Source organism: Geodermatophilus saharensis, assembly GCF_900188205.1.
Taxonomy (GTDB): domain Bacteria; phylum Actinomycetota; class Actinomycetes; order Mycobacteriales; family Geodermatophilaceae; genus Geodermatophilus; species Geodermatophilus saharensis.
This window is the reverse complement of sequence record NZ_FZOH01000010.1, coordinates 194,345-213,236: the sequence shown is the minus strand read 5'-3', so window position 1 is coordinate 213,236 and position 18,892 is coordinate 194,345. Positions and strand designations below refer to the sequence as shown.

Here is an 18,892-nt window from a genome sequence, read left to right as displayed (position 1 = left end):
ACTCGCGCCGGCACGCCGCGGCGAGCAGCACCGACCGCGCCCTCGGCAGCGTGGGGCTACCGGCGGACGCGGGTCGCCGCGGACACCCGGGCGAGCGCGTCGGTGACGACGGCGGCGTCGTCACCCAGCAGGGTGAGCAGGCGGGCGACGAGCTCGTCGTGGGTGCTCGCCGCGGCCCGCACCCGCTCGCGACCGGCGTCGGTCAGGCGGGCGTGCAGCAGCCGCCGGTCCCCCGGGCGTCGCTCGCGCACGACCAGCCCCTGCGCGACCAGCCGGCCCACGGTGCTGGTGACACCGGCCCGCGACAGCCCGAGCGCCTCGGCGACCTCGCCCATCGTCGCCCGCTCGCCCGGCGCGTCGGCGATGCGCCGCAGCGCCTCGAACCCGGTGAGGGACAGGCCGTGTTCGCGGTGCAGCGCGGAGTCGACCCGGTGGGTGATCCGGTCGTGGACCTGCACGATCCGCAGCCAGGTCTCCGCGGCGCGGGGCGCGGCGCCGGCCAGCGCCGCGGTGTGGGACGGGACCCCGGGAGCCAGCACGTCCTCGGAGCCCATCGCACCATCGTGGCCGAAGTCGGCGTCAGGCGCTCCCGGTCGGCCCGGCCGACCAGGTGGGCCACGCCGGCTCCGCGGGCTCCGGCCGGCGGCGGCCGCCGGCGCTCAGCACGAGGGCGGTGGCGGTCACGACCAGCGCCAGCCCGGCCGCGACCAGCGGGACGGGCAGCGGGTCGGGGTCGACCGGGGTCGCGGCCGAGGCCACGCGCAGCTCCACCGCCGCGGTGACCGCCGAGTCGCGGCCGACCAGCTCGAGCGTCGTCGTCCCGGCGGCGGCGTCCGGGACGACCACCGTGGCCTCGACCTCGCCGTCCGGGCCGGCCGCGACGGAGGTCAGCACCCCGCCGTCGGCCACCTGCACGGTGACCACCTCACCGGGCGCGAAGCCCGAGCCGGTCAGCGTCACCGGGTCGCCGGCCGCCACCCGGGAGGCCGAGGCAACGACGGCGCTGCCGGGCGAGTCCCCACCCTCGGCCGGGGACGCGGGAGGGACCGGGTCGGGCACCGGCAGCGGGGCGACGTCCGGAGCGGGCGCGCCGTCGGCCGGCGGGGCCGCCTCGGGCTGCGGTGTCCCGGGAGGTGCCGGGGACGGCGGGGACGCCGACGGCGGGACGGCGCCGACCGGCGGGACCTCGGCGGCGCCGGTCGGCGGGGCGATCGCGGCGCAGTCCTCCTCGGCCGGACGGGTGAAGACGAAGCCGTCCAGCTCGTCGACGTAGGCCGTGCCCGAGCCGTCGAGGGCGGTGTACTCCAGGCGGCTGTCGACGGTCTCGCCCCAGGCGACGTCCGCGGTGCGCAGCACGGCGACCTGTCCCGGCTGCAGCTCGGCGGAGTCCTCCCCGCCCGGCGCGCGGGTCGTGGCGAGCACGACGACGTAGGCGACCGTCCCGGCGGTCACCTCGACCACGACGCCGCCGGGGCGGCAGCTCGGTCCGTGGGTGACGCGGGAGTCCGGGCGCGCGGGGTCGTCGGCGGCGAGGGCGGGGGCGGCCAGCACGACGGCGCCGGCGAGCACCCCGGCCACGGCGGTCAGCACGGAGAGCCCTGTCGCCAGGACAGGGTGGGGAGCGCGCCGCGGCCTGGGCCTGGGCAGGGTCCCGACCGGCACGGTGTCCCCCTCGAGCGGTCGTGCACGCCGGTCCGGTGGTTCCGGGGACGGCGCTCCCCCATTGTGCCGCCGGTGACCCGGTGTCGACGGCGCCTCGACTGCGCGTCGTCGGGTTCGCGCGGCGTGTCGTCGCCCGGGCGTGTCGGGAGGGCGCGGCCGGTGGAGTGGGCGAGGTCACTACGGTGGCCGGGTGGACTCCGCCGCCGGGACCGGCCGCCGCCGACAGAACGAGGTCTACCGCGCCGGGGTGTACGGGCGCACGCCGCTGGTGCCGACGACGGCGCGGCCGCTGGAGCGCCGCGCGCGCCGGCGGCTGACCGCGCGCGCCTACGCCTACGTCGCGGGGGGCGCGGGCGAGGAGCACACCCAGCGAGCCAACCGCGCCGCCTTCGACCGCTGGGCCGTCGTCCCGCGGGTGCTGCGCGACGTGAGCGCCCGGGACACCTCCGTGGAGCTGTTCGGCCGGCGCATCCCGGCGCCGCTGCTGCTCGGTCCGGTCGGCGCCCTGGAGCTGGTGCACCGGGAGGCCGACCTCGCCGTCGCCCGCGCCGCGGCGTCGCTGGGCGTGCCGTTCGTCTTCTCCAATCAGGCGTCGGTGCCGATGGAGGACTGCGCCGCGGCGATGGGCTCCGGGCCCGACGCTGCGCCGCGGTGGTCCCAGCTGTACTGGTCGACCTCCGACGAGCTCGTCGAGAGCCTGGTCGGCCGCGCCGAGCGGGCCGGCTGCGAGGCGCTGGTGGTCACCCTCGACACCACGATGCTCGGCTGGCGGCCGCGCGACCTCGACCTCGGCCACCTGCCCTTCGCCCTGGGCAAGGGGATCGCGCAGTACACCTCCGACCCGGTGTTCCGGCGGCTGGTGCAGGCCCGGGTCGCCGAGGCCGGGGACGCCGCGCCGGCGCAGGCGGCCGACGCCGCCGGGCGCGACCGCCAGCCGCGGCCCACGCTGGCGGCGGTGCTCGCCATGGTCGGCATGGCCCGCGCCTGGCCCGGTCCGCTGCGGGAGAACCTGCGCTCGCCGCTGCCGCGCGCCGCCGTCGAGACGTTCCAGGCCATCTACTCGCGGCCGTCGATCACCTGGACCGACCTCGCCTGGCTGCGCTCCCGCACCCGGCTGCCGATCCTGCTCAAGGGCGTCCTGCACCCCGACGACGCCCGGCGGGCGCTGGACGAGGGCGTCGACGGGGTCGTGGTGAGCACCCACGGGGGGCGGCAGGTGGACCGCTCGATCGCCGCGCTCGACGCGCTGCCCGACGTCGTCGCCGCGGTCGGCGACCGGGTGCCGGTGCTGCTCGACAGCGGCGTCCGCAGCGGCGCCGACGTGCTGGTGGCGGTCGCCCTGGGGGCGCGGGCGGTGCTGCTGGGCCGCCCCTACGCGTGGGGCCTGGGCCTGGCCGGCGAGGCCGGGGTGCGGCAGGTGGTGTCCGACGTCCTCGGCGAGTTCGACCTCACCCTCGGGCTGACCGGGCACACCTCGGTCGCCGAGCTCTCCCCGGAGGTCCTCCGCCGGGTGGGATGAGCTCCCCGTCCGGAATGGCAGAAGCCGCCGCCAGCGGGCACGGTGGGCGCGACCCACGCCAGGGACGACGACGCCGAGGAGGCCCGTGTGAGCGCTCCGTCCGTGCGCAGCCAGCTGTTCCGGCGCAAGCCGGTCGTCGACATGGTCGAGGAGACCGGCGCCGGCCGGCCCGAGGGCGGGGCGCTGGCCCGTCGCATGGGCGTGGGCCAGCTCATGGGCCTGGGCATCGGCGCGACGATCGGCACCGGGATCTTCTTCGTGCTCACCTCGGCGGTGCCCGAGGCCGGTCCGGCCGTGATCGTGTCCTTCGTCCTCGCCGCGATCACCGCCGGGTTCACCGCGCTCTGCTACGCCGAGCTGGCCTCCACGATCCCGGTGGCCGGCTCCTCCTACTCCTACGCCTACGCCACGCTGGGCGAGGTCGTCGCCTACGTCGTCGGCTGGTGCCTGGTGCTGGAGTACGCGGTCAGCTCCGCGGCGGTGTCGGTGGGCTGGAGCGAGTACCTCAACGAGCTGCTCGACGACACCATCGGGCTGCGCATCCCCGACGCGCTGTCGTTCGCCCCCGGCGCCGGGGGCGTGGTCAACCTCCCGGCGATCGTCCTGGTGACGCTGTGCGCGCTGCTGCTCGTGCGCGGGGCCAGCGAGTCGGCGCGGGCGAACGCGGTGATGGTGGTCCTCAAGATCGTCGTGCTGCTCTTCTTCGCCGCCGTCGCGTTCACCGCCTTCGAGGCGGGCAACCTGTCGCCGTTCGCGCCGCTGGGCGCCGCGGGCGTCGGCGCCGCCGCGTCGTCGATCTTCTTCAGCTTCATCGGCCTCGACGCCGTCTCCACCGCCGGCGAGGAGGTGCGCGACCCGCGCCGCACGCTCCCCCGCGCCATCATCGGCTCGCTGATCGTGGTGACGACGGTCTACCTGCTGGTGGCCGTGGCCGCGGTGGGCGCCCAGGCGGCCGGCCTGTTCGAGGGCCAGGAGGCCGGCCTCGCGGTGATCCTCGAGAACGTCACCGGGTCGCGCTGGCCGGCCATCGTGCTCGCCGCCGGCGCGGTCATCTCGATCTTCTCCGTGACGCTGGTGACGATGTACGGCCAGACCAGGATCCTGTTCGCGATGAGCCGGGACGGCATGGTCCCGTCGCTGTTCAGCCGGGTCGACCCGCGGACGCTGACCCCGGTGCGCGGCACGGTCGCCGTCGCGCTGTTCGTGGGGGCGCTGGCCGGGTTCGTGCCGCTGGACTTCCTCGTCGACCTGACCAGCATGGGCACCCTCGTGGCGTTCCTCGTCGTGTCGGTGGGCGTGATGGTGCTGCGGTCCACCCGGCCGGACCTGCCCCGCGGGTTCCGGGTACCCGGCTACCCCGTGGTGCCGGTGCTGTCGGTGCTGTTCTGCCTCTACCTGCTCTACGGCCTGCCGCCGGTCACCTGGGGGTTGTTCGCGCTCTGGCTGACGCTGGCCGCCGTCCTCTACGTGACCTACGCCCGCACCCACTCCCGCCTGCGGGACCCGCGGTGACCCTCGTCGTCGGGCACCCCTCCGACGCCGAGGAGCGCGGCGCCGACGGACACCTGCGGCTGGCCGCGGTGCTCGCGCGCACGGCCGCCGAGGACGTCGTCGTCACCACCGTGACCCCGCGCGGCTTCCCCGACCCCCGGGCCGACCGGGAGTACCGGACGTGGGTGGCCGACCAGGTGCGCGCGCGGCAGGAGCGGGCCGTGCACGCGCTGCACACGGCGGGGGTCACCGAGGTGCGCGCGGTCGCCGTCGAGGCGCCGTCGGTGCCGGCCGGGCTGGTCACCGTGGTCGGGCAGGTGGGCGGGTCGCTGCTGGTGCTCGGGCGGGAGGGCCCGGTGCCCGAGCACCTGCTGCGCTCCTCCCCGGTGCCGGTGGCGCTGTCGGCCCGCGCGGGCTCCCCCGGGGAGCGGATCACCCGGCTGACCTGCGCGTGGGTCGGCACCGACCGGTCCCGCGGCGCGCTGGCCTGGGCCCGGCGCACGGCGGCCGCGTGGCGGGTGCCCCTGCGGCTGGTGACCTTCGCGCCCGAGCGCGACCCGCTGCTGCCGTCGGAGACGGGCCTGTACGCCGAGCGGGAGGTCGCCGTCGCCTGGGCCCGGCAGGCGCAGCGCGATCTCGACGCGGTCGCCGCGACCCTGCCCGAGCGGCCGGAGGCGACGGTCGCGCGGGGCCGGGGGTGGCCGGGCGCGGTGCCGGCCGCCGGGTGGTCCGACGGCGACCTGCTGGTGGTGGGCTCGTCGCGGCTGGGCCCGCTGGCGCGGGTGTTCCTGGGGTCGACGGCGACGCGGATCCTGCGGGCCGCGCCGGTGCCGGTGGTGGTCGTCCCGAGGGGGACCGAGGACACGCCCGACACGCCGGACCGGGGTTGACGCCGTCTGTGACGGCGCTCACAGTGGAGGTCGGGCGGGGGCAACCGGTACACGATTGGCCCTCCACTGCTGGGGGGATCGACCCACGCGGCCAGACCGCCAGGACCGGCCCCCCGCCCCACGACACGACGCCGGCCCCGGGACTCCCGGAGCCGGCGTCGTCGTTCGGCGTCGTCGTTCGGCGTCGTCGTTCGGTGTCGTCGTTCGGTGTCGTCGTTCAGTCGCGGGTGCCGGCCAGGGCCGGCGACTCCTCCCCGGCCGTGTGCGGCGCGGGCACCGCGGCGCCGGGCACCGGCTGGTGCCGCAGCTGCGGCAGCCGGCGCAGCCACCGGGGCAGGTACCAGTTGGCGGCGCCCAGCAGCCGCATCACCGCCGGGAGCAGCACGGCCCGGACCACCGTGGCGTCGAGCAGCACGGCGACGGCCAGGCCCAGCCCGATCTGCTTCATGCTCGTCATCGACAGGGTGACGAAGGTCAGGAAGACGAAGACCATGATCACCGCGGCGCTGGTGACCACCCCGGCCGACGAGGTGATGCCCTGCGCGACCGCCGTCCGGGTGGGCAGGCCGCGGTCGTGACCCTCGCGGATCCGGCTGAGGATGAACACGTGGTAGTCCATGGACAGGCCGAACAGGACCACGAACAGGAACAGCGGGATCCAGTTCACGATCGCCCCGGTGGAGTCCAGGCCGATGAGGCTGCCGCCGACGCCCTCCTGGAAGACCAGCACCATGGCGCCGTAGGCCGCGGCGACGCTGAGCAGGTTGAGCACGATCGCGGTCACCGCCACGGTGACCGAGCGGAAGGAGACCAGCAGCAGTCCGAAGGCGAGCACCAGCACGAAGCCGAACACCCACGGCGTGCGCTCGGCCATCAGCTCGTCGAAGGCCACCGAGTAGGCGGTGCTGCCCGAGACGACGGCGCGCACGCCGTCGAGCGCGCCCACCGTCGCGGGGACGACGTCGTCGGCCAGGGTCGCCAGCGCGTCGCGTGAGGCCTGCTCCTCACCGTCGCCCACCAGCGGCACGGAGACGACGGCGACCGTGCCGGCGTCGTCGGTCTCCACCCCGATCGGCTCGTTGGCCTGCCCGGTGGCCAGGGCCCGCGCGCGCAGGTCGGCGATCGCGGCCTGCACCTCGGGGGCGGTGACGTCGGGCGCCTCGACGACCACCTGCGCGGGCGCGGGGCCGCCGGGGAAGGCCTCGGTGATGCGGTCGTACGTCTGGATGACGGCGAGGTCCTGGGGCAGGTCCTCGACGCCCTCGCTGCGCAGGTCCATCGCCAGCGCCGGGACGGCGAGGGCGACCAGCGCGGCGCCGGCGGTGAGCGCGGCGACCAGCGGGCGGCGCAGCACGGCGCCGAGCACGGCTGGCCAGAAGCGACCGGGGCCGGCGTCCCGGCGGCGCAGGAACGGGATCCGCCCCTTCTCGACCCGGTCGCCGAGCGAGGCCATCGTCGCCGGCAGCACGGTGAGCGAGCCGAGCACCGAGACCGCGACGACGAGGATGGTGGCCGAGGCGACGCCGGTGAAGACGGAGAACCCGGTGAGGAACATGCCGGCCATCGCGACCACCACGGTGATGCCCGAGACGAGCACCGAGCGGCCCGAGGTGGCGGCGGCGACGTCGAGGGCGTCGACCGGGCCGGCGCCTCTGGCGCGCTCCTCGCGCTCGCGCTTGAGGTAGAAGAGGGAGTAGTCCACGCCGACGGCCAGCCCGATGAGCAGCATGACGATCTGCGCGGTCTGGTCGACGTGCCAGACCTGGCTGGTCAGGCTCAGCAGCCCCAGCGCCGCGAGGAACGCGGTGAGCGCGAAGACCAGCGGGACGAGCGCGGCGACGACGGCGCCGAAGGTCACCAGCAGGACCACGAGGGTGATCGGGATCGACAGCAGTTCGGCCCGCCGGAAGTCGGCATCGAGGGTCTCGTCGAGTGCCAGGTCGGCGCTGGTGTCGCCGAACTGCTCGACGCGGACGCCCTCGTGCCGGTCGGCGACGGCGGCGAGGGCGCCGGCGATCGCCGGGATCCTCTCGCCGGCGTCCTCGCGGTCCCCGGTGACGTCGAAGGTGACCAGCGCCGAGCGCCCGTCGGCCGACAGGAGCGGCGCGCCGTCGAGCGGGCTGACGACGTCGGTGGCCTCCGGGGTGCGCCGCAGCGTCTCGACGACGTCGGTGAGCGCGGCGGTCGCGGCGGCCTCGTCGACGCCGGGGGCCCGCTGCACCAGGACCATCTCCGAGGCCGGCTCCTCCCAGCCGCGGGCGTCGAGGATCTGTCGCGCCTGGGCGGGCGCCCCGACGCTCTGCTCGGCCGGGGTCAGCTCCCCCTGCGGCACCAGCCGGCCGACCAGGAGGGCCAGGGCCACGAAGGCCAGCCAGCCGAGCACCGCCGTCCTGCGGTGCCGCGCGCTCCAGCGCCCCACCCTGCCTGCCAGGTTGCCGGACACGTCCACGTCGGTCTCCCGTCTGCTCACTGCGGTCGGGCCGACTCTGCTGGCCCGGACCGGACCGGCCGATCCCGCCAGCCGGTCGGTCCGGTGTCGGGCTGGCCCGACACCGGACCGGCGGCGGACGCGCGGACGCACACCGGGTCCGCCCCCTCCTGGGAGAGGACGGACCCGGTGTGCGGAGAGCGGGCTCAGCCGGCGGCGGGGGCCTCCGGCCGGCCGGCGATGTAGCGGGCGATCGCCGCCACGGCACGCCGGTTGTCGTACTCGGGCTTCCAGCCCAGCGCCAGCGAGGTGTCGATCGACAGCACGTGCGCCTGACCCAGCATGAGCAGCTGCTCGGCCGCGATGACCCGGTAGCGGGTGGCCACGGCGCCGGCCTTGATCAGCGGGTAGGGGACGTGCACCCGGCGCACCCGCGGCAGCTCGAGGGTCTCCTCGATGACGTCGACCCACTGGTCGATGGTCAGCGGGCCGGGGCTCGCGGCGTTGTACAGGCCGGTCGCCTGCTCCTTGACGATGAGCGCGAGCAGGCCGGCGGCGTCCTCGACGTGCACCATGTTGGTCGCGTGGCCGCCGGTGCCGGGGATGATGGCCAGGCGCTGCTGGGTCATCGACTGGACGAAGCCGCGGAACAGGCCCTCGCGGCCGACCCCGCCGATGATGCAGGGCACCATCGTCGCGGTCGGGTTGTCCATGGCCTCGACCAGGCGGTAGGCCTCCAGCTTGGAGCGGCTGTAGACGCCGGTGCCCCGCATCGGCGAGGTGGTCTCGTACACCGGCAGCCCGGTCTGGTCGTACATCATGCTGGTGCCGACGTTGAGGAAGTGCCCGACCCGGCCGGAGTAGCGGCGGACGAGGTTCTCCGTGGCGACGACGTTGTTCCGCCGGAAGTACTCCCGCTGCGCGAAGCGGGGGAGGTCGGCCGACACGTACTGCACGGCGGCGGCGTGGACGACGGCGTCGACGTCGGGCAGGCCGGCGGTGAACGCGGGGTCGGCCAGGTCGCCGACGTGGTCGACGTCGCCGACCCGGTCGGTGGTGACCACGGTGTGGCCGTCGTCGCGGAGCCGGCCGAGCAGCGGGCGGGCGAGGAAGCCGGCGGCGCCGGTGACCAGGACCCTCACTGCACGACCGCGGCGCTGGTGGGACGGGCGACGAGGATGACGCCGAGGATGATGACGAGGATCCCCACGATCTTGAGCACGCCCAGTTCCTCCCGGAAGAGCAGGTAGCCGAGGACGGCGTTGACGACGTAGCCGATGGAGAGCATCGGGTAGGCCACGCTCACCGGCACGCGGGAGAGGACCACGATCCACACCGCGACGCTGACCACGTAGGAGAGCAGCCCGCCCAGGATGTAGGGCTGGAAGACGATCCGGAAGACCGTCTGGACCGGACCGTCGGGGGACACCAGGGTCCCCAGGGCGTTGGTGCCGGCCTTGATGAGGAGTTGCGCTCCCGCGTTGAGCAGGACGCCGATCAGCACGAGACCGAAGCTCGCTGGAGTCATGTCACACCTTCCGTTGAACGCGCCCACGATAGGCAGGTGGGACGGACGGGTCCGGACCCCCGCGTCGGCACGCCGGGCCGGGGTCCCCACCGGTCACACGTGGCCACACGCATCCCTCTACCCCCGGGGCGGGTGGGGCAGGGCGCTGCTCGCCCCGGGGCTCCGGCGCACCCGGGCCCGGACACACCGCGGCCCCGCTCTCACGGGGAGAGCGGGGCCGCTGTGCTGTCTCAACCAGACGTGCACCCGAAGGGATTCGAACCCCTAACCTTCTGATCCGTAGTCAGATGCTCTATCCGTTGAGCTACGGGTGCGGACTGTGCAGTTGTCGTGCGCGGAGGCTCCGGGATTTGAACCCGGGATGGGGGTGAACCCAAACCGCATTAGCAGTGCGGCGCCATAGACCGGACTAGGCGAAGCCTCCCGGGGTCCGAGTTCCCCCGGTACCACCGACGGAGAGACTACCAGCGGCCGCGGCGGGGCTCCCAGCCCGGGGGGTCCCCCGGGCCGGGAGCGCGGGTCAGACCGCCACCCGCTCGGCCAGGCGCACCGGCACGGGACGGCCGGGCACCAGGGTGACCAGCACGGCCGCGGCGGCGCCGGCCACGGCGAGCAGGAGGCTGCCGGTCACCCCGGACGGGCCGTCGATGAGGGCGCCGCCGAGGGCCGCACCCAGCGCCGAGGCCCCGGTGGCCATGGTCGACAGCCAGGTGAACGCCTCGGTGGTGGCCGAGGCCGGCGCCAGCGCGCCGACCAGCGAGCTCTGCACCGTCAGCGTCGGGGCGATCGCCGTCCCGCCGAGGAACAGCAGCGCCCCGAGCACCCACGGGCTCGACGCCGCGGCCAGCGGGGCGAGACCGATGGTGACGCCGAGCAGCAGCCACCGGTACTGCCGCGGCAGCGAGGCGCTGACCACGCGGGCGCCGAACCACAGGCCGCCGGCCACCGAGCCGAGCGACCACAGCGCCAGCAGCAGGCCCGACATGCCCGGGGAACCGGCCTCGTCGGCGAACGCCGGGATGGCCACCTCCAGCGCACCGAAGCCGAGCATCAGCGCCGAGCCGCTCACCAGGACCCGCGGCATGCCGGGCGTGAGCACGGTGGCGAAGGCGCTGGTGCGCTCGGCGGCCGGCACGGGCACCCAGCCGCGCATCGCCGTCGACGTGGCGATGGCCAGCGCGCCGGTGGTCGCCAGCGTCCCGGCGACGGACAGCGCCCAGGCGGGGGCGGCCAGCACGGCCAGCGTGGCGACGACCGTGGGCCCGGCCACGAACACCAGCTCGGTGGCGGTGGCGTCGAGGGCGAAGGCGGTGGTGCGCACCCGCGGGTCGACCCGCGACCACAGCGCGCGGACGGTGCCGGAGACCAGCGGCGTCCCCGCACCGGCGGCCGCGGACGCGGCGAGGACGGCCGGCGTGGGCGCGCCGCCGAGGACGGCGAGCACCAGCAGCGCCAGCAGCAGCGGATAGGCCGCGGCCTGCGCCAGCAGGACCGGGCGGGGCGTGCGGCGGTCGGCCAGCCGGCCGAGGACGGGGGCCATGGCGGCCATCGCCAGGCCGTAGGTCGCCGACGCGAGACCGGCGACGGCGTAGGAACCCGTCTGCTGCTGCACCATGAGCAGCAGCGCCAGCGGGACCATCGCCGAGGGCAGCCGGCCGGCGAAGCCGGCGAGCAGCAGGACGGGGGCGGAGGGCAGACGCCAGACGGACAGGTACGCACGCACGACAGAACTCGTTTCGACTTGCAGGCTGAGAGCGGAACAGTAGGGAGTCAAACGCCGTTGACCCCCTACGAAGTCCCGAGGTTAGCAACCGGTCAGCGACCGGGCGGTAGGGAGTCATATGAACTACGACACCTACGGGTCGAACGCGGTGGAGCTGGCGATCGACCTCGCCAACACCGACCGCGACGGCGATCCGGACTGGGCCGGCGCCTTCCTGCGCGCCCACGGGGAGTGGTTCACGCCCGAGACCGGCCTGGACCTCTCCCCCGCGGAGTCCCGCCGGGCCGCGGCGACGGCCGACCTGGTCCGCGCCGTCGCCGTCGCCGAGTCGCAGGAGGCGGTCCTCGCCGGGCTCAACGAGCTCCTCGCGCTGGCCCGGCCGCGCCCCTACGCCACCGACCACGACGGCGAGCTGCACCTGCACTACGCCCGTCCCGACGCCCCGGCGCTCGAGCAGCTGACGACCACCGTGGCGATGGGCCTGTCGCAGGTCGTGGTGCAGCACGGCTGGCAGCGGCTGGGCGTGTGCTCGGCCGAGGGCTGCGACGACGTCTACGTCGACACCTCGCGCAACGCCAGCCGGCGGTACTGCTCCAACACCTGCGCCAGCCGGTCGTCGGTCGCGGCCTACCGGGCCCGCCGCAGGGCCTAGTCCCGCCCGCCGCGACGGGACCGTAACGTCCGGCGGGTGACCCCGCTGCGGCTGCGGTACTGGGACGCCCGGCTCCACGCGGCGATCGGAGCGCTGCCGGAGTCCCCGGCCGACCGGTGGCTGCGCCGGCTGAGCACGGCCGCCGACCACGGGCGGCTGTGGTTCGCCCTGGCGCTGCTGCTCGGGATGCGGCGCGGGCCGCTGCGGCGCGGCGCCGTCCGCGGGATCGGTTCGCTGTCGATCGCCAGCACCGTGGTCAACGCCGTCCTCAAGCGGCTGTTCGGGCGGGTGCGGCCCGACCTCGCCAACATGGCCGGCCACCGCCGGCTGCGACGGGCGCCGCACACCTTCTCCTTCCCCAGCGGCCACTCCGCCTCCGCCGGCGCCTTCGCCACCGGTGTGGCCATGGAGAGCCCGCTGGCCGGCGCGGCCCTCGGGCCCCTGGCCCTGGCGGTCGGCTACTCCCGGGTGCACGTGGGCGTGCACTACCCCGGCGACGTCGTCTCGGGGCTGGCCATCGGGGCCGGGGTGGCGCTGGCCGGGCGCCGGTGGTGGCCGGTGCGGCCGACCGAGCCGGCGCGGGTGCGGCCGGCGCGGTCGGCCCCCGCGCTGCCGGGCGGCGAGGGACTGGTCGTGGTGGTCAACCCGCGGTCCGGGCCCGAGGGCCACGACCCCGCGGCGGAGGTCCGCCGGCTGCTGCCGGCCGCCGAGGTGCACAGCGCGACACCGGGCGGCGACCTCGCCGCGGTGCTGCGGGAGGCGGCCCGCTCCGGGCGGGCACGCGCCCTGGGCGTGGCCGGTGGCGACGGCAGCGTGGCGGCCGCCGCGGCCGTGGCGCTCGAGCACGGCCTGCCCCTGGCCGTCGTCCCGTCCGGGACGCTCAACCACTTCGCCCGCGACCTCGGCGTCGAGACGCCGCGGGAGGCGGCCCGGGCGGTGGAGGACGGGCGGGCGGTGTCCGTCGACGTCGCCGAGGTCAACGGCACGCCGTTCCTCAACACCGCGAGCATCGGCGTCTACCCCGACGTGGTCCGGCGGCGCGACGCGCTGTCCGGCCGGCTGGGCCGGTGGCTGGCCACGGCGGTCGCGGCCGCCCAGGTGCTGCGCACCGGGACGCCGGTGTCGATGGTGCTCGCCGGCCGCCCGGTCGACGTCTGGATCCTCTTCGTCGGCAACTGCCGCTACACCCCGCGCGGGCTGGCGCCGGCGTGGCGCCCCCGCCTGGAGGACGGCGTGCTCGACGTCCAGTACCTGCGCGCCGACCTCCCGTTCAGCCGCACCCGCGCGGTGCTCGGCGCGCTGCTGGGCGTCAGCGACCACAGCTCCGGCTACGCCTCCTTCGCCACCGACGAGATCACCGTGCACCTGTGGTCCGGCGCGCAGCCGGTGGCCTACGACGGGGAGACGGGCGCGGCGTCGTCGACGTTCGCCTTCCGCAAGCGGGCGCCGCTGACGGTGTACTGCCACCGCACGTCCTGAGCCCCGCCCCTGCGGTGGTGCCACGCCGAGCGGGGACGGGCGTCGATCACTACGGTCCCGAACAGGGTGTCCCGCACCGCTGCGCGGACGAGGGGCACGCAGCCAGTCCCGTCGACGGAAGAGGTCCTCCATGTTGGTCCGCCGGATCGCCCGGCCCCTGCTCGCCGCGTCGTTCGTCTACGGCGGCATCGACACGCTGCGCAACCCGCAGACCCGCGTGCCGGGTGCGGCGCCGGTGGTCGAGACGATCACCAGGACCGCCGACGAGCAGCTGCCGGTGCAGGTGCCGCGCGACGTCGAGCAGTGGGTGCGGATCGACGCCGGCGTCAAGGTGGGCGCCGGCTCGCTGCTGGCCCTCGGCAAGCTCCCCCGGCTGAGCGCCCTCGCGCTGGCCGGCAGCATCGTGCCGACGACGCTGGCCGGGCACCGCTTCTGGGAGCACGAGGACCCCGAGGAGCGCTTCGGCCAGATCTCCAACTTCCTCAAGAACCTCGGGCTGCTCGGCGGGCTGCTGATCGCCGCCGTCGACACCGAGGGCCGCCCGTCGGTGGGCTACCGCGCCCGTCGCGCGGCCAAGCGGGCCGCCGACAGCACCGAGCGCGGCTACGAGAAGGCCGCCCGGCGCGCCGCCAAGGCGCAGCGGAAGGCCGAGAAGAAGGCGAGGAAGGCGACCAGCTGAGCACTCCCCTCCCGCCCGCGGCCGCGCTCCGGAGGATCGCCTTCCTCCTGGAGCGCGCCCGCGAGCCCACGCACCGGGTCGCGGCGTTCCGCACCGCGGCCGCCGTCGTCGACTCGCTGCCCGAGGGCGAGCTCGACCGGCGGATCCGCACGCGGACGCTGACCGACCTGCGGGGCATCGGCCCCAAGACCGGCGCCGCGATCGTGCAGGCGCACGCCGGTGAGGTCCCCGAGTACCTGGCGAGGCTCGAGGAGGCGTCCACCGAGCTGGTGCCCCTCGCCGACGACGTCGCCGAGTTCTGCAGCGCCCTGCGCGGGGACCTGCACACCCACTCGGACTGGTCCGACGGCGGCAGCCCCATCCGCGAGATGGCCGAGGCCGCGATCGCGCTCGGCCACGAATACGTGGCGCTGACCGACCACTCGCCGCGGCTGACGGTCGCCAACGGGCTGAGCGCCGAGCGGCTCGAGCGCCAGCTCGACGTCGTCGCCGCGCTCAACGAGGAGCTCGCGCCGTTCCGCATCCTCACCGGCATCGAGTGCGACATCCACCTCGACGGCAGCCTCGACCAGACCGACGAGCTGCTCGGCCGCCTCGACGTCGTGGTCGCCAGCGTGCACTCCGACCTGCGCGCGGAGTCCGCCGCGATGACCGAGCGGATGCTCGGCGCCGTCGCCAACCCGCACACCGACGTGCTCGGCCACTGCACCGGGCGGCTGCTGATCCCGCGCGAGCAGCGGGAGGGGCGGCGTCAGCGGCCGCGGCCGGAGAGCGCCTTCGACGCCGAGGCCGTGTTCTCCGCCTGCGTCGAGCACGGCACCGCCGTCGAGATCAACTCCCGGCCCGAGCGCCTGGACCCGCCGCTGCGGCTGCTCGCGCTCGCCGTCGAGCTGGGCTGCCAGTTCGCCATCGACACCGACGCGCACGCCCCCGGCCAGCTCGACTGGCAGGGCAACGGCTGCGAGCGCGCCGTCGAGACCGGCGTCGACGTCGACCGGGTGGTCAACACCTGGACCGCCGACGAGCTGCTGGAGTGGACGGCCTCCTAGCGGTCCACCCGGCGCGGGACCACCACGGCCGGGTCGAGGTCGGCCGGTGACGTCGCCCCGGCCAGCGCCAGCACGTGCCGCAGGTCGGCGGCCAGCTCCTCGAGCACCTCGGTGACGGCGACGGCTCCCCCGGCGGCCAGCGCCCACAGCACCGGCCGCCCCACCAGCACCGCGGTCGCGCCCAGCGCGAGGGCGACCAGCGCGTCGGTGCCGCTGCGGACGCCGCCGTCGACCAGCACCGGCACCCGGTCCCCGACCGCGGCGACGACGTCGGCCAGGGCGTGCGCGCTCGGCAGTGCCCGGTCGAGCTGGCGCCCGCCGTGGGTGGAGACCACGACCCCCGCGGCACCGGCCTGCACGCAGCGCAGCGCCTCGTCACCGCGCAGCACGCCCTTGACCACGACCGGCAGGCCGCCGACCTCGGCGAGCCGGCCGATGACGTCGGGGGTCAGGGAGGGGTCCTGCTCGGCCGCCTCGCGCCCGACCGCGCCGGGGACCAGGTGGCGGGCCAGGTTGACCAGGTACTCGTCGTCGGGGATGCCGATCCGCACGCCGCCGACCCGCTGCTTGCGGCCGACGTGGGGTGTGTCGACGGTGAGCACCACGGCGCCGGCGCCGGCCGCCGCCGCGCGCTGGACCAGCGCCTCGGTCAGCCCGCGGTCGCGCATGACGTAGGCCTGGAACCACCAGGGCCCGGGGGCCGCCGCAGCGACGTCCTCCAGCGGCCGGGAGGCGCGGGTGGAGACGACGGTCAGGCAGCCGGCGTCACCGGCGCCGCGCACGGTGGCGCACTCGCCGTCGGGGTGGGCGAGCGCGTGGAACGCCATCGGCGCGACGGCGAACGGCGAGGCCAGGTCGGCGCCGAGGGCGCGGGTCCGGAGGTCGACGCGGGAGACGTCGCGCAGCACGCGGGGGCGCAGCCGGAAGTCGCGCCAGGCGGCCTCGGCCTCCCCGGCGGTCACCTCGTCGCCGGCCCCGGCCTCGTAGTACTCCCAGGCGTCGGGCCGCAGCGCGCTGCGCGCCCGCTCCCGGAGGTCGGCGAGCAGCGCGAGCACCGGGCGAGACTAGAGCCGGCCCTCGTCCCGCGGGGCCGGCAGCCGCACGACCGGCGCCTCGAGCGACAGCGCGTCGTCGCGGCGACGCAGCCACGCGGCGGGCAGCACCAGGCGCGGTGCGACACCGACGAGGACCGCGACGAGCACGGCGACGCCGGCCAGCGCCTCGCCGCTCTCCTCCACGAACGTGGCCATGGCCGCCCACTGCTGGCCGACCACGCCCGACACCGCCGAGAGCCCGACCGCGGCGACCGCGTAGAGACCGAGGCCGGTCAGCACCCGGCGCCGGTCACGACGGTCGGCGCGGCTGAGCACGGCCAGCACGGCCAGCACGGCGACGGCGACGAGCGCGCTGAGGGCGACGGCCCCCGCGGGCGACGTGAGGGAGGCCAGCTCGGCCATGACGGTCATGTGCACGGTGCTGCCGGCCTTGACCGCCGCGATGCCGGCGGTCACCACCCCGACGGCGAGCCACCAGGTGCGCCGGCCGGGGTTGCGCGCCGCACCGGCGACGGCGGCCAGCGCCGCGGCGGCAAACAGCGCGGCGACGTAGACGCGCGGCAGCGACCACGGGGCGTCCATGGACAGCGCGTGCGCGAGCGGGCCGCTGGTGCGGCGCAGCCGCAGCACGTAACCGACCGCCTCGAGGGCCACGGCGAGGAAGGCGAGGGCGATCCCGACCGGGGGCAGCGGCACGCGGCGGCGTACCGGGCGCGCGGCCCCGGCGGTCAGCGGCCGCTCGACCCCGGTGCCCGGTGACCGCTCGTCGGCCAGCCGGATCCCCCGTCCCAGGACGACGCCGAAGACGACGGCGACGACCACCCACGCGGCGAACCCGCCGACGATCCACGTCCACACGCAGGCATCATCGGCAGGAACCGGTCCGGACGTGACCGTCCGGTCACACCACCGGGTCAGGTGGGGCCGGTGGGCCGACTCTGGCCACCGGGACTCATGGGCTCATCACTCAGCGTCACGCAGTGGTCCGGCGCACACGAGGGGCTTCGGAGAAGCCCAGGGCCGTCCGGCCCGTCGAACTGTGAGCTTGACGACACGGTCCGCCGTCGCCAAGCGCGCCCGACACCCTCCGCAGGGCCCCCGTCGCGGAGCGTTCACCGACCGTGTCGCCGTCACTCTCCGGCACCGACCGCGGTGCCAGACTCCCCACTGCCGCCGCGTCAGCGCCGACGGGCGAGGACCGGCGACAGCTCTACCCAGGGGGAACGACCGTGCTCGACACCACACCCGCGCGCCCGCACACCCGGCACGACCGGCTCCCCGAGCGCCGGTGGACCACGCCCGCAGGCGGGGTGCTGGTCGTCGCGGCGCTGCTGGGCGCCACCCTGTTGCTGCCCTCCCTGTCCGACCGCGGCGCCGTCGCGGGCATCACCACCGTCGTCGCCGTCCTGCTGCTGGGGGCCGTGGCGCTCGTCTGGCCGAGCACCAGCCGCCGGGGGCCGCTGTACACGGCCGGCCAGCTGGTCCTCCACCTGACGCCGGTGCTCCTGCTGACCACGGTCTTCCCGCTGGTCGACACCGAGATCAGCAGCGCCCGCATCGGCGGTGTCGGCCTGACCAGCGTGGTGCTGGCGTCGTCGATGACCGTGCCGTGGCTGAGCCAGTCGGTGTGCATGCCGCTCTACCGGGGCATCGGCGACACGCTGCACCGCGAGGACGGCGACGCCCTGCTGGCCAGCTTCTGCCGGGCGTGGCCGCTGATCGCGCTGCGCTCGCTGTCGGTGGTCGCGCTCTTCGCCGTCCCCGTGCAGCTGGTGCTGGACTGGCCGCTGCAGGTCCTCGGCGCCTACCTCGTGCTCACCGTCCTGCACCTGCTGTTCGTGCAGCTGCTGGTGATCACCAACCGGCCCGACCACCGGGGGCTGTGGGCCGCTGCCTGGACCGCCTACGCCGTCGCCCTGTTCCTCGCGCCCACGGTCTGGGCACTGCCGCCCCTGGCCGGCATCCTCGTGCTGCTCGTCCCGCTGCGCCGCCACGTGCGGCAGCTGGCCGACCCGCTGGTCCTCGACCGCCGCGACGTCGCCGCCGACCTGGTGCGTGGCCTGCTGCTGGGTGCGGTCCTGTGGGCGGACAAGTTCGTCTTCCTGCTCGCCGCTGGCCGCGACTTCGCCGTCGACGTCGTCTTCCTCGCCCTGCTGCCGGCGATCCTGGCCTACAACGCCTACTTCGTCCTCTTCGCGCCGCGCTTCGACCGGGAGGTCGCCACCATGCGGTCGGCGATGGAGGACGAGCCGCTCGAGCGGCTGCACCGCCACTCGTCCCGGCTGACCCTCACGATCCTGTCCGGGGTGGTGAAGACCGGCGTCGTCGGCGCCGCGCTCGCCCTCGTGGTCACCGGCGGCGTCGTGCTGTGGGACCGCGGGTCGGCCCCGCTCGCGGCCGCGGTCGCCGTGGCCTCCTGGGCCTTCATGATGACGACGGTCGTCTCCTACAAGCTCGACTACGTCGGCCAGCAGCGGGTCGCCCAGGTCATCGGCGCCGCGCACCTGACCGCCGTCGTCGCGGCGTTCGCGCTGCTGCCGTCCGGCACGACGGTCTACCTGGCCCTCGCCGGCGTCGAGCTGCTGCTGCTGGCCCTCGCGGTGCGCGACTGCACCCGGCACTGGGGCCGGCCCGAGTACAGCCTCTTCTGGCGGCACGCCACCTCCTGGTGAGCGAGGGCGCCCCGCGCGCCCGCTCCCTCCCCCCGCCCCTCCGCGCACCGAGCCCGAGCACGAGG

16 protein-coding genes and 2 tRNA genes are annotated in these 18,892 nt (G+C 75.9%); 8 read left to right on the top strand and 10 right to left on the bottom strand.

Features of this window, described 5'->3' with window-relative positions; translation table 11 throughout:
- Positions 1–56 precede the first annotated feature (56 nt).
- Positions 57–554 carry a MarR family winged helix-turn-helix transcriptional regulator gene (locus CHC04_RS21145; RefSeq protein WP_089405914.1) on the bottom strand — a complete coding sequence of 166 codons (498 nt, stop codon included), beginning with the start codon at positions 552–554 and terminating at the stop codon, positions 57–59.
- Between the two features lie 25 nt (positions 555–579).
- On the bottom strand, positions 580–1,590 hold the full coding sequence (locus CHC04_RS21140; RefSeq protein ID WP_089405913.1) for a hypothetical protein: 1,011 nt from the start codon (positions 1,588–1,590) through the stop codon (positions 580–582).
- Between the two features lie 262 nt (positions 1,591–1,852).
- Here CHC04_RS21140 and CHC04_RS21135 point away from each other — a divergent pair, with 262 nt between their 5' ends.
- The 3 genes from CHC04_RS21135 to CHC04_RS21125 all read left to right on the top strand — a co-directional run bounded on the left by CHC04_RS21135 (position 1,853) and on the right by CHC04_RS21125 (position 5,562).
- Positions 1,853–3,181, top strand: coding sequence for an alpha-hydroxy-acid oxidizing protein (locus CHC04_RS21135; RefSeq protein WP_089405912.1), 1,329 nt, complete (start codon positions 1,853–1,855; stop codon positions 3,179–3,181).
- Positions 3,182–3,268: 87 nt separating this feature from the next.
- Positions 3,269–4,693 (top strand): amino acid permease, encoded by a 1,425-nt coding sequence (locus CHC04_RS21130; protein WP_217897492.1) that lies wholly within the window; start codon positions 3,269–3,271, stop codon positions 4,691–4,693.
- Positions 4,690–5,562 (top strand): universal stress protein, encoded by an 873-nt coding sequence (locus CHC04_RS21125; protein ID WP_089405911.1) that lies wholly within the window; start codon positions 4,690–4,692, stop codon positions 5,560–5,562. The genes CHC04_RS21130 and CHC04_RS21125 overlap by 4 nt, the downstream gene beginning before the upstream one ends.
- A 217-nt stretch (positions 5,563–5,779) precedes the next feature.
- Here CHC04_RS21125 and CHC04_RS21120 read toward each other — a convergent pair whose 3' ends face one another.
- The 6 genes from CHC04_RS21120 to CHC04_RS21095 form a co-directional block, all read right to left on the bottom strand.
- Positions 5,780–8,011 (bottom strand): MMPL family transporter, encoded by a 2,232-nt coding sequence (locus CHC04_RS21120; protein WP_176450132.1) that lies wholly within the window; start codon positions 8,009–8,011, stop codon positions 5,780–5,782.
- Between the two features lie 185 nt (positions 8,012–8,196).
- A complete protein-coding gene (locus tag CHC04_RS21115) occupies positions 8,197–9,132 on the bottom strand; it encodes an NAD-dependent epimerase/dehydratase family protein (protein WP_089405909.1) in 936 nt (311 codons plus the stop codon).
- The gene (locus CHC04_RS21110; protein WP_089405908.1) at positions 9,129–9,518 is read right to left on the bottom strand and encodes an SMR family transporter; all 390 of its coding nucleotides are present in this window, start codon (positions 9,516–9,518) and stop codon (positions 9,129–9,131) included. Before CHC04_RS21110 ends, CHC04_RS21115 begins: the two co-directional genes overlap by 4 nt.
- 241 nt (positions 9,519–9,759) lie before the next feature.
- Positions 9,760–9,832 (bottom strand) — tRNA-Arg (locus CHC04_RS21105).
- 21 nt (positions 9,833–9,853) lie between these two features.
- Positions 9,854–9,942, bottom strand: a tRNA-Ser gene (locus tag CHC04_RS21100).
- A gap of 96 nt (positions 9,943–10,038) precedes the next feature.
- The gene (locus CHC04_RS21095) at positions 10,039–11,241 is read right to left on the bottom strand and encodes an MFS transporter (protein WP_089405907.1); all 1,203 of its coding nucleotides are present in this window, start codon (positions 11,239–11,241) and stop codon (positions 10,039–10,041) included.
- Positions 11,242–11,359: 118 nt separating this feature from the next.
- Here CHC04_RS21095 and CHC04_RS21090 point away from each other — a divergent pair, with 118 nt between their 5' ends.
- From CHC04_RS21090 to CHC04_RS21075, 4 genes are all read left to right on the top strand, one after another.
- Complete coding sequence (locus tag CHC04_RS21090; protein WP_089405906.1) at positions 11,360–11,893, top strand: CGNR zinc finger domain-containing protein; 534 nt, start codon at positions 11,360–11,362, stop codon at positions 11,891–11,893.
- 36 nt (positions 11,894–11,929) lie between these two features.
- Complete coding sequence (locus CHC04_RS21085) at positions 11,930–13,372, top strand: bifunctional phosphatase PAP2/diacylglycerol kinase family protein (protein WP_089405905.1); 1,443 nt, start codon at positions 11,930–11,932, stop codon at positions 13,370–13,372.
- A gap of 130 nt (positions 13,373–13,502) precedes the next feature.
- Positions 13,503–14,051: a DoxX family protein gene (locus tag CHC04_RS21080; protein WP_089405904.1), complete on the top strand. Its 549-nt coding sequence runs from the start codon at positions 13,503–13,505 to the stop codon at positions 14,049–14,051.
- The gene (locus CHC04_RS21075; protein WP_089405950.1) at positions 14,048–15,100 is read left to right on the top strand and encodes a PHP domain-containing protein; all 1,053 of its coding nucleotides are present in this window, start codon (positions 14,048–14,050) and stop codon (positions 15,098–15,100) included. The genes CHC04_RS21080 and CHC04_RS21075 overlap by 4 nt, the downstream gene beginning before the upstream one ends.
- On the opposite strand, the gene CHC04_RS21070 is transcribed toward CHC04_RS21075, so the two are convergent.
- Entirely contained in the window at positions 15,097–16,155 is a 1,059-nt protein-coding gene (locus CHC04_RS21070) for an alpha-hydroxy acid oxidase (protein ID WP_245817585.1), read from the bottom strand. The two genes, CHC04_RS21075 and CHC04_RS21070, sit on opposite strands and share 4 nt — an antisense overlap.
- A 9-nt stretch (positions 16,156–16,164) precedes the next feature.
- Positions 16,165–17,013: a hypothetical protein gene (locus CHC04_RS21065; protein ID WP_089405903.1), complete on the bottom strand. Its 849-nt coding sequence runs from the start codon at positions 17,011–17,013 to the stop codon at positions 16,165–16,167.
- 371 nt (positions 17,014–17,384) lie between these two features.
- Here CHC04_RS21065 and CHC04_RS21060 point away from each other — a divergent pair, with 371 nt between their 5' ends.
- On the top strand, positions 17,385–18,827 hold the full coding sequence (locus CHC04_RS21060; RefSeq protein WP_089405902.1) for a hypothetical protein: 1,443 nt from the start codon (positions 17,385–17,387) through the stop codon (positions 18,825–18,827).
- Positions 18,828–18,892 lie beyond the last annotated feature (65 nt).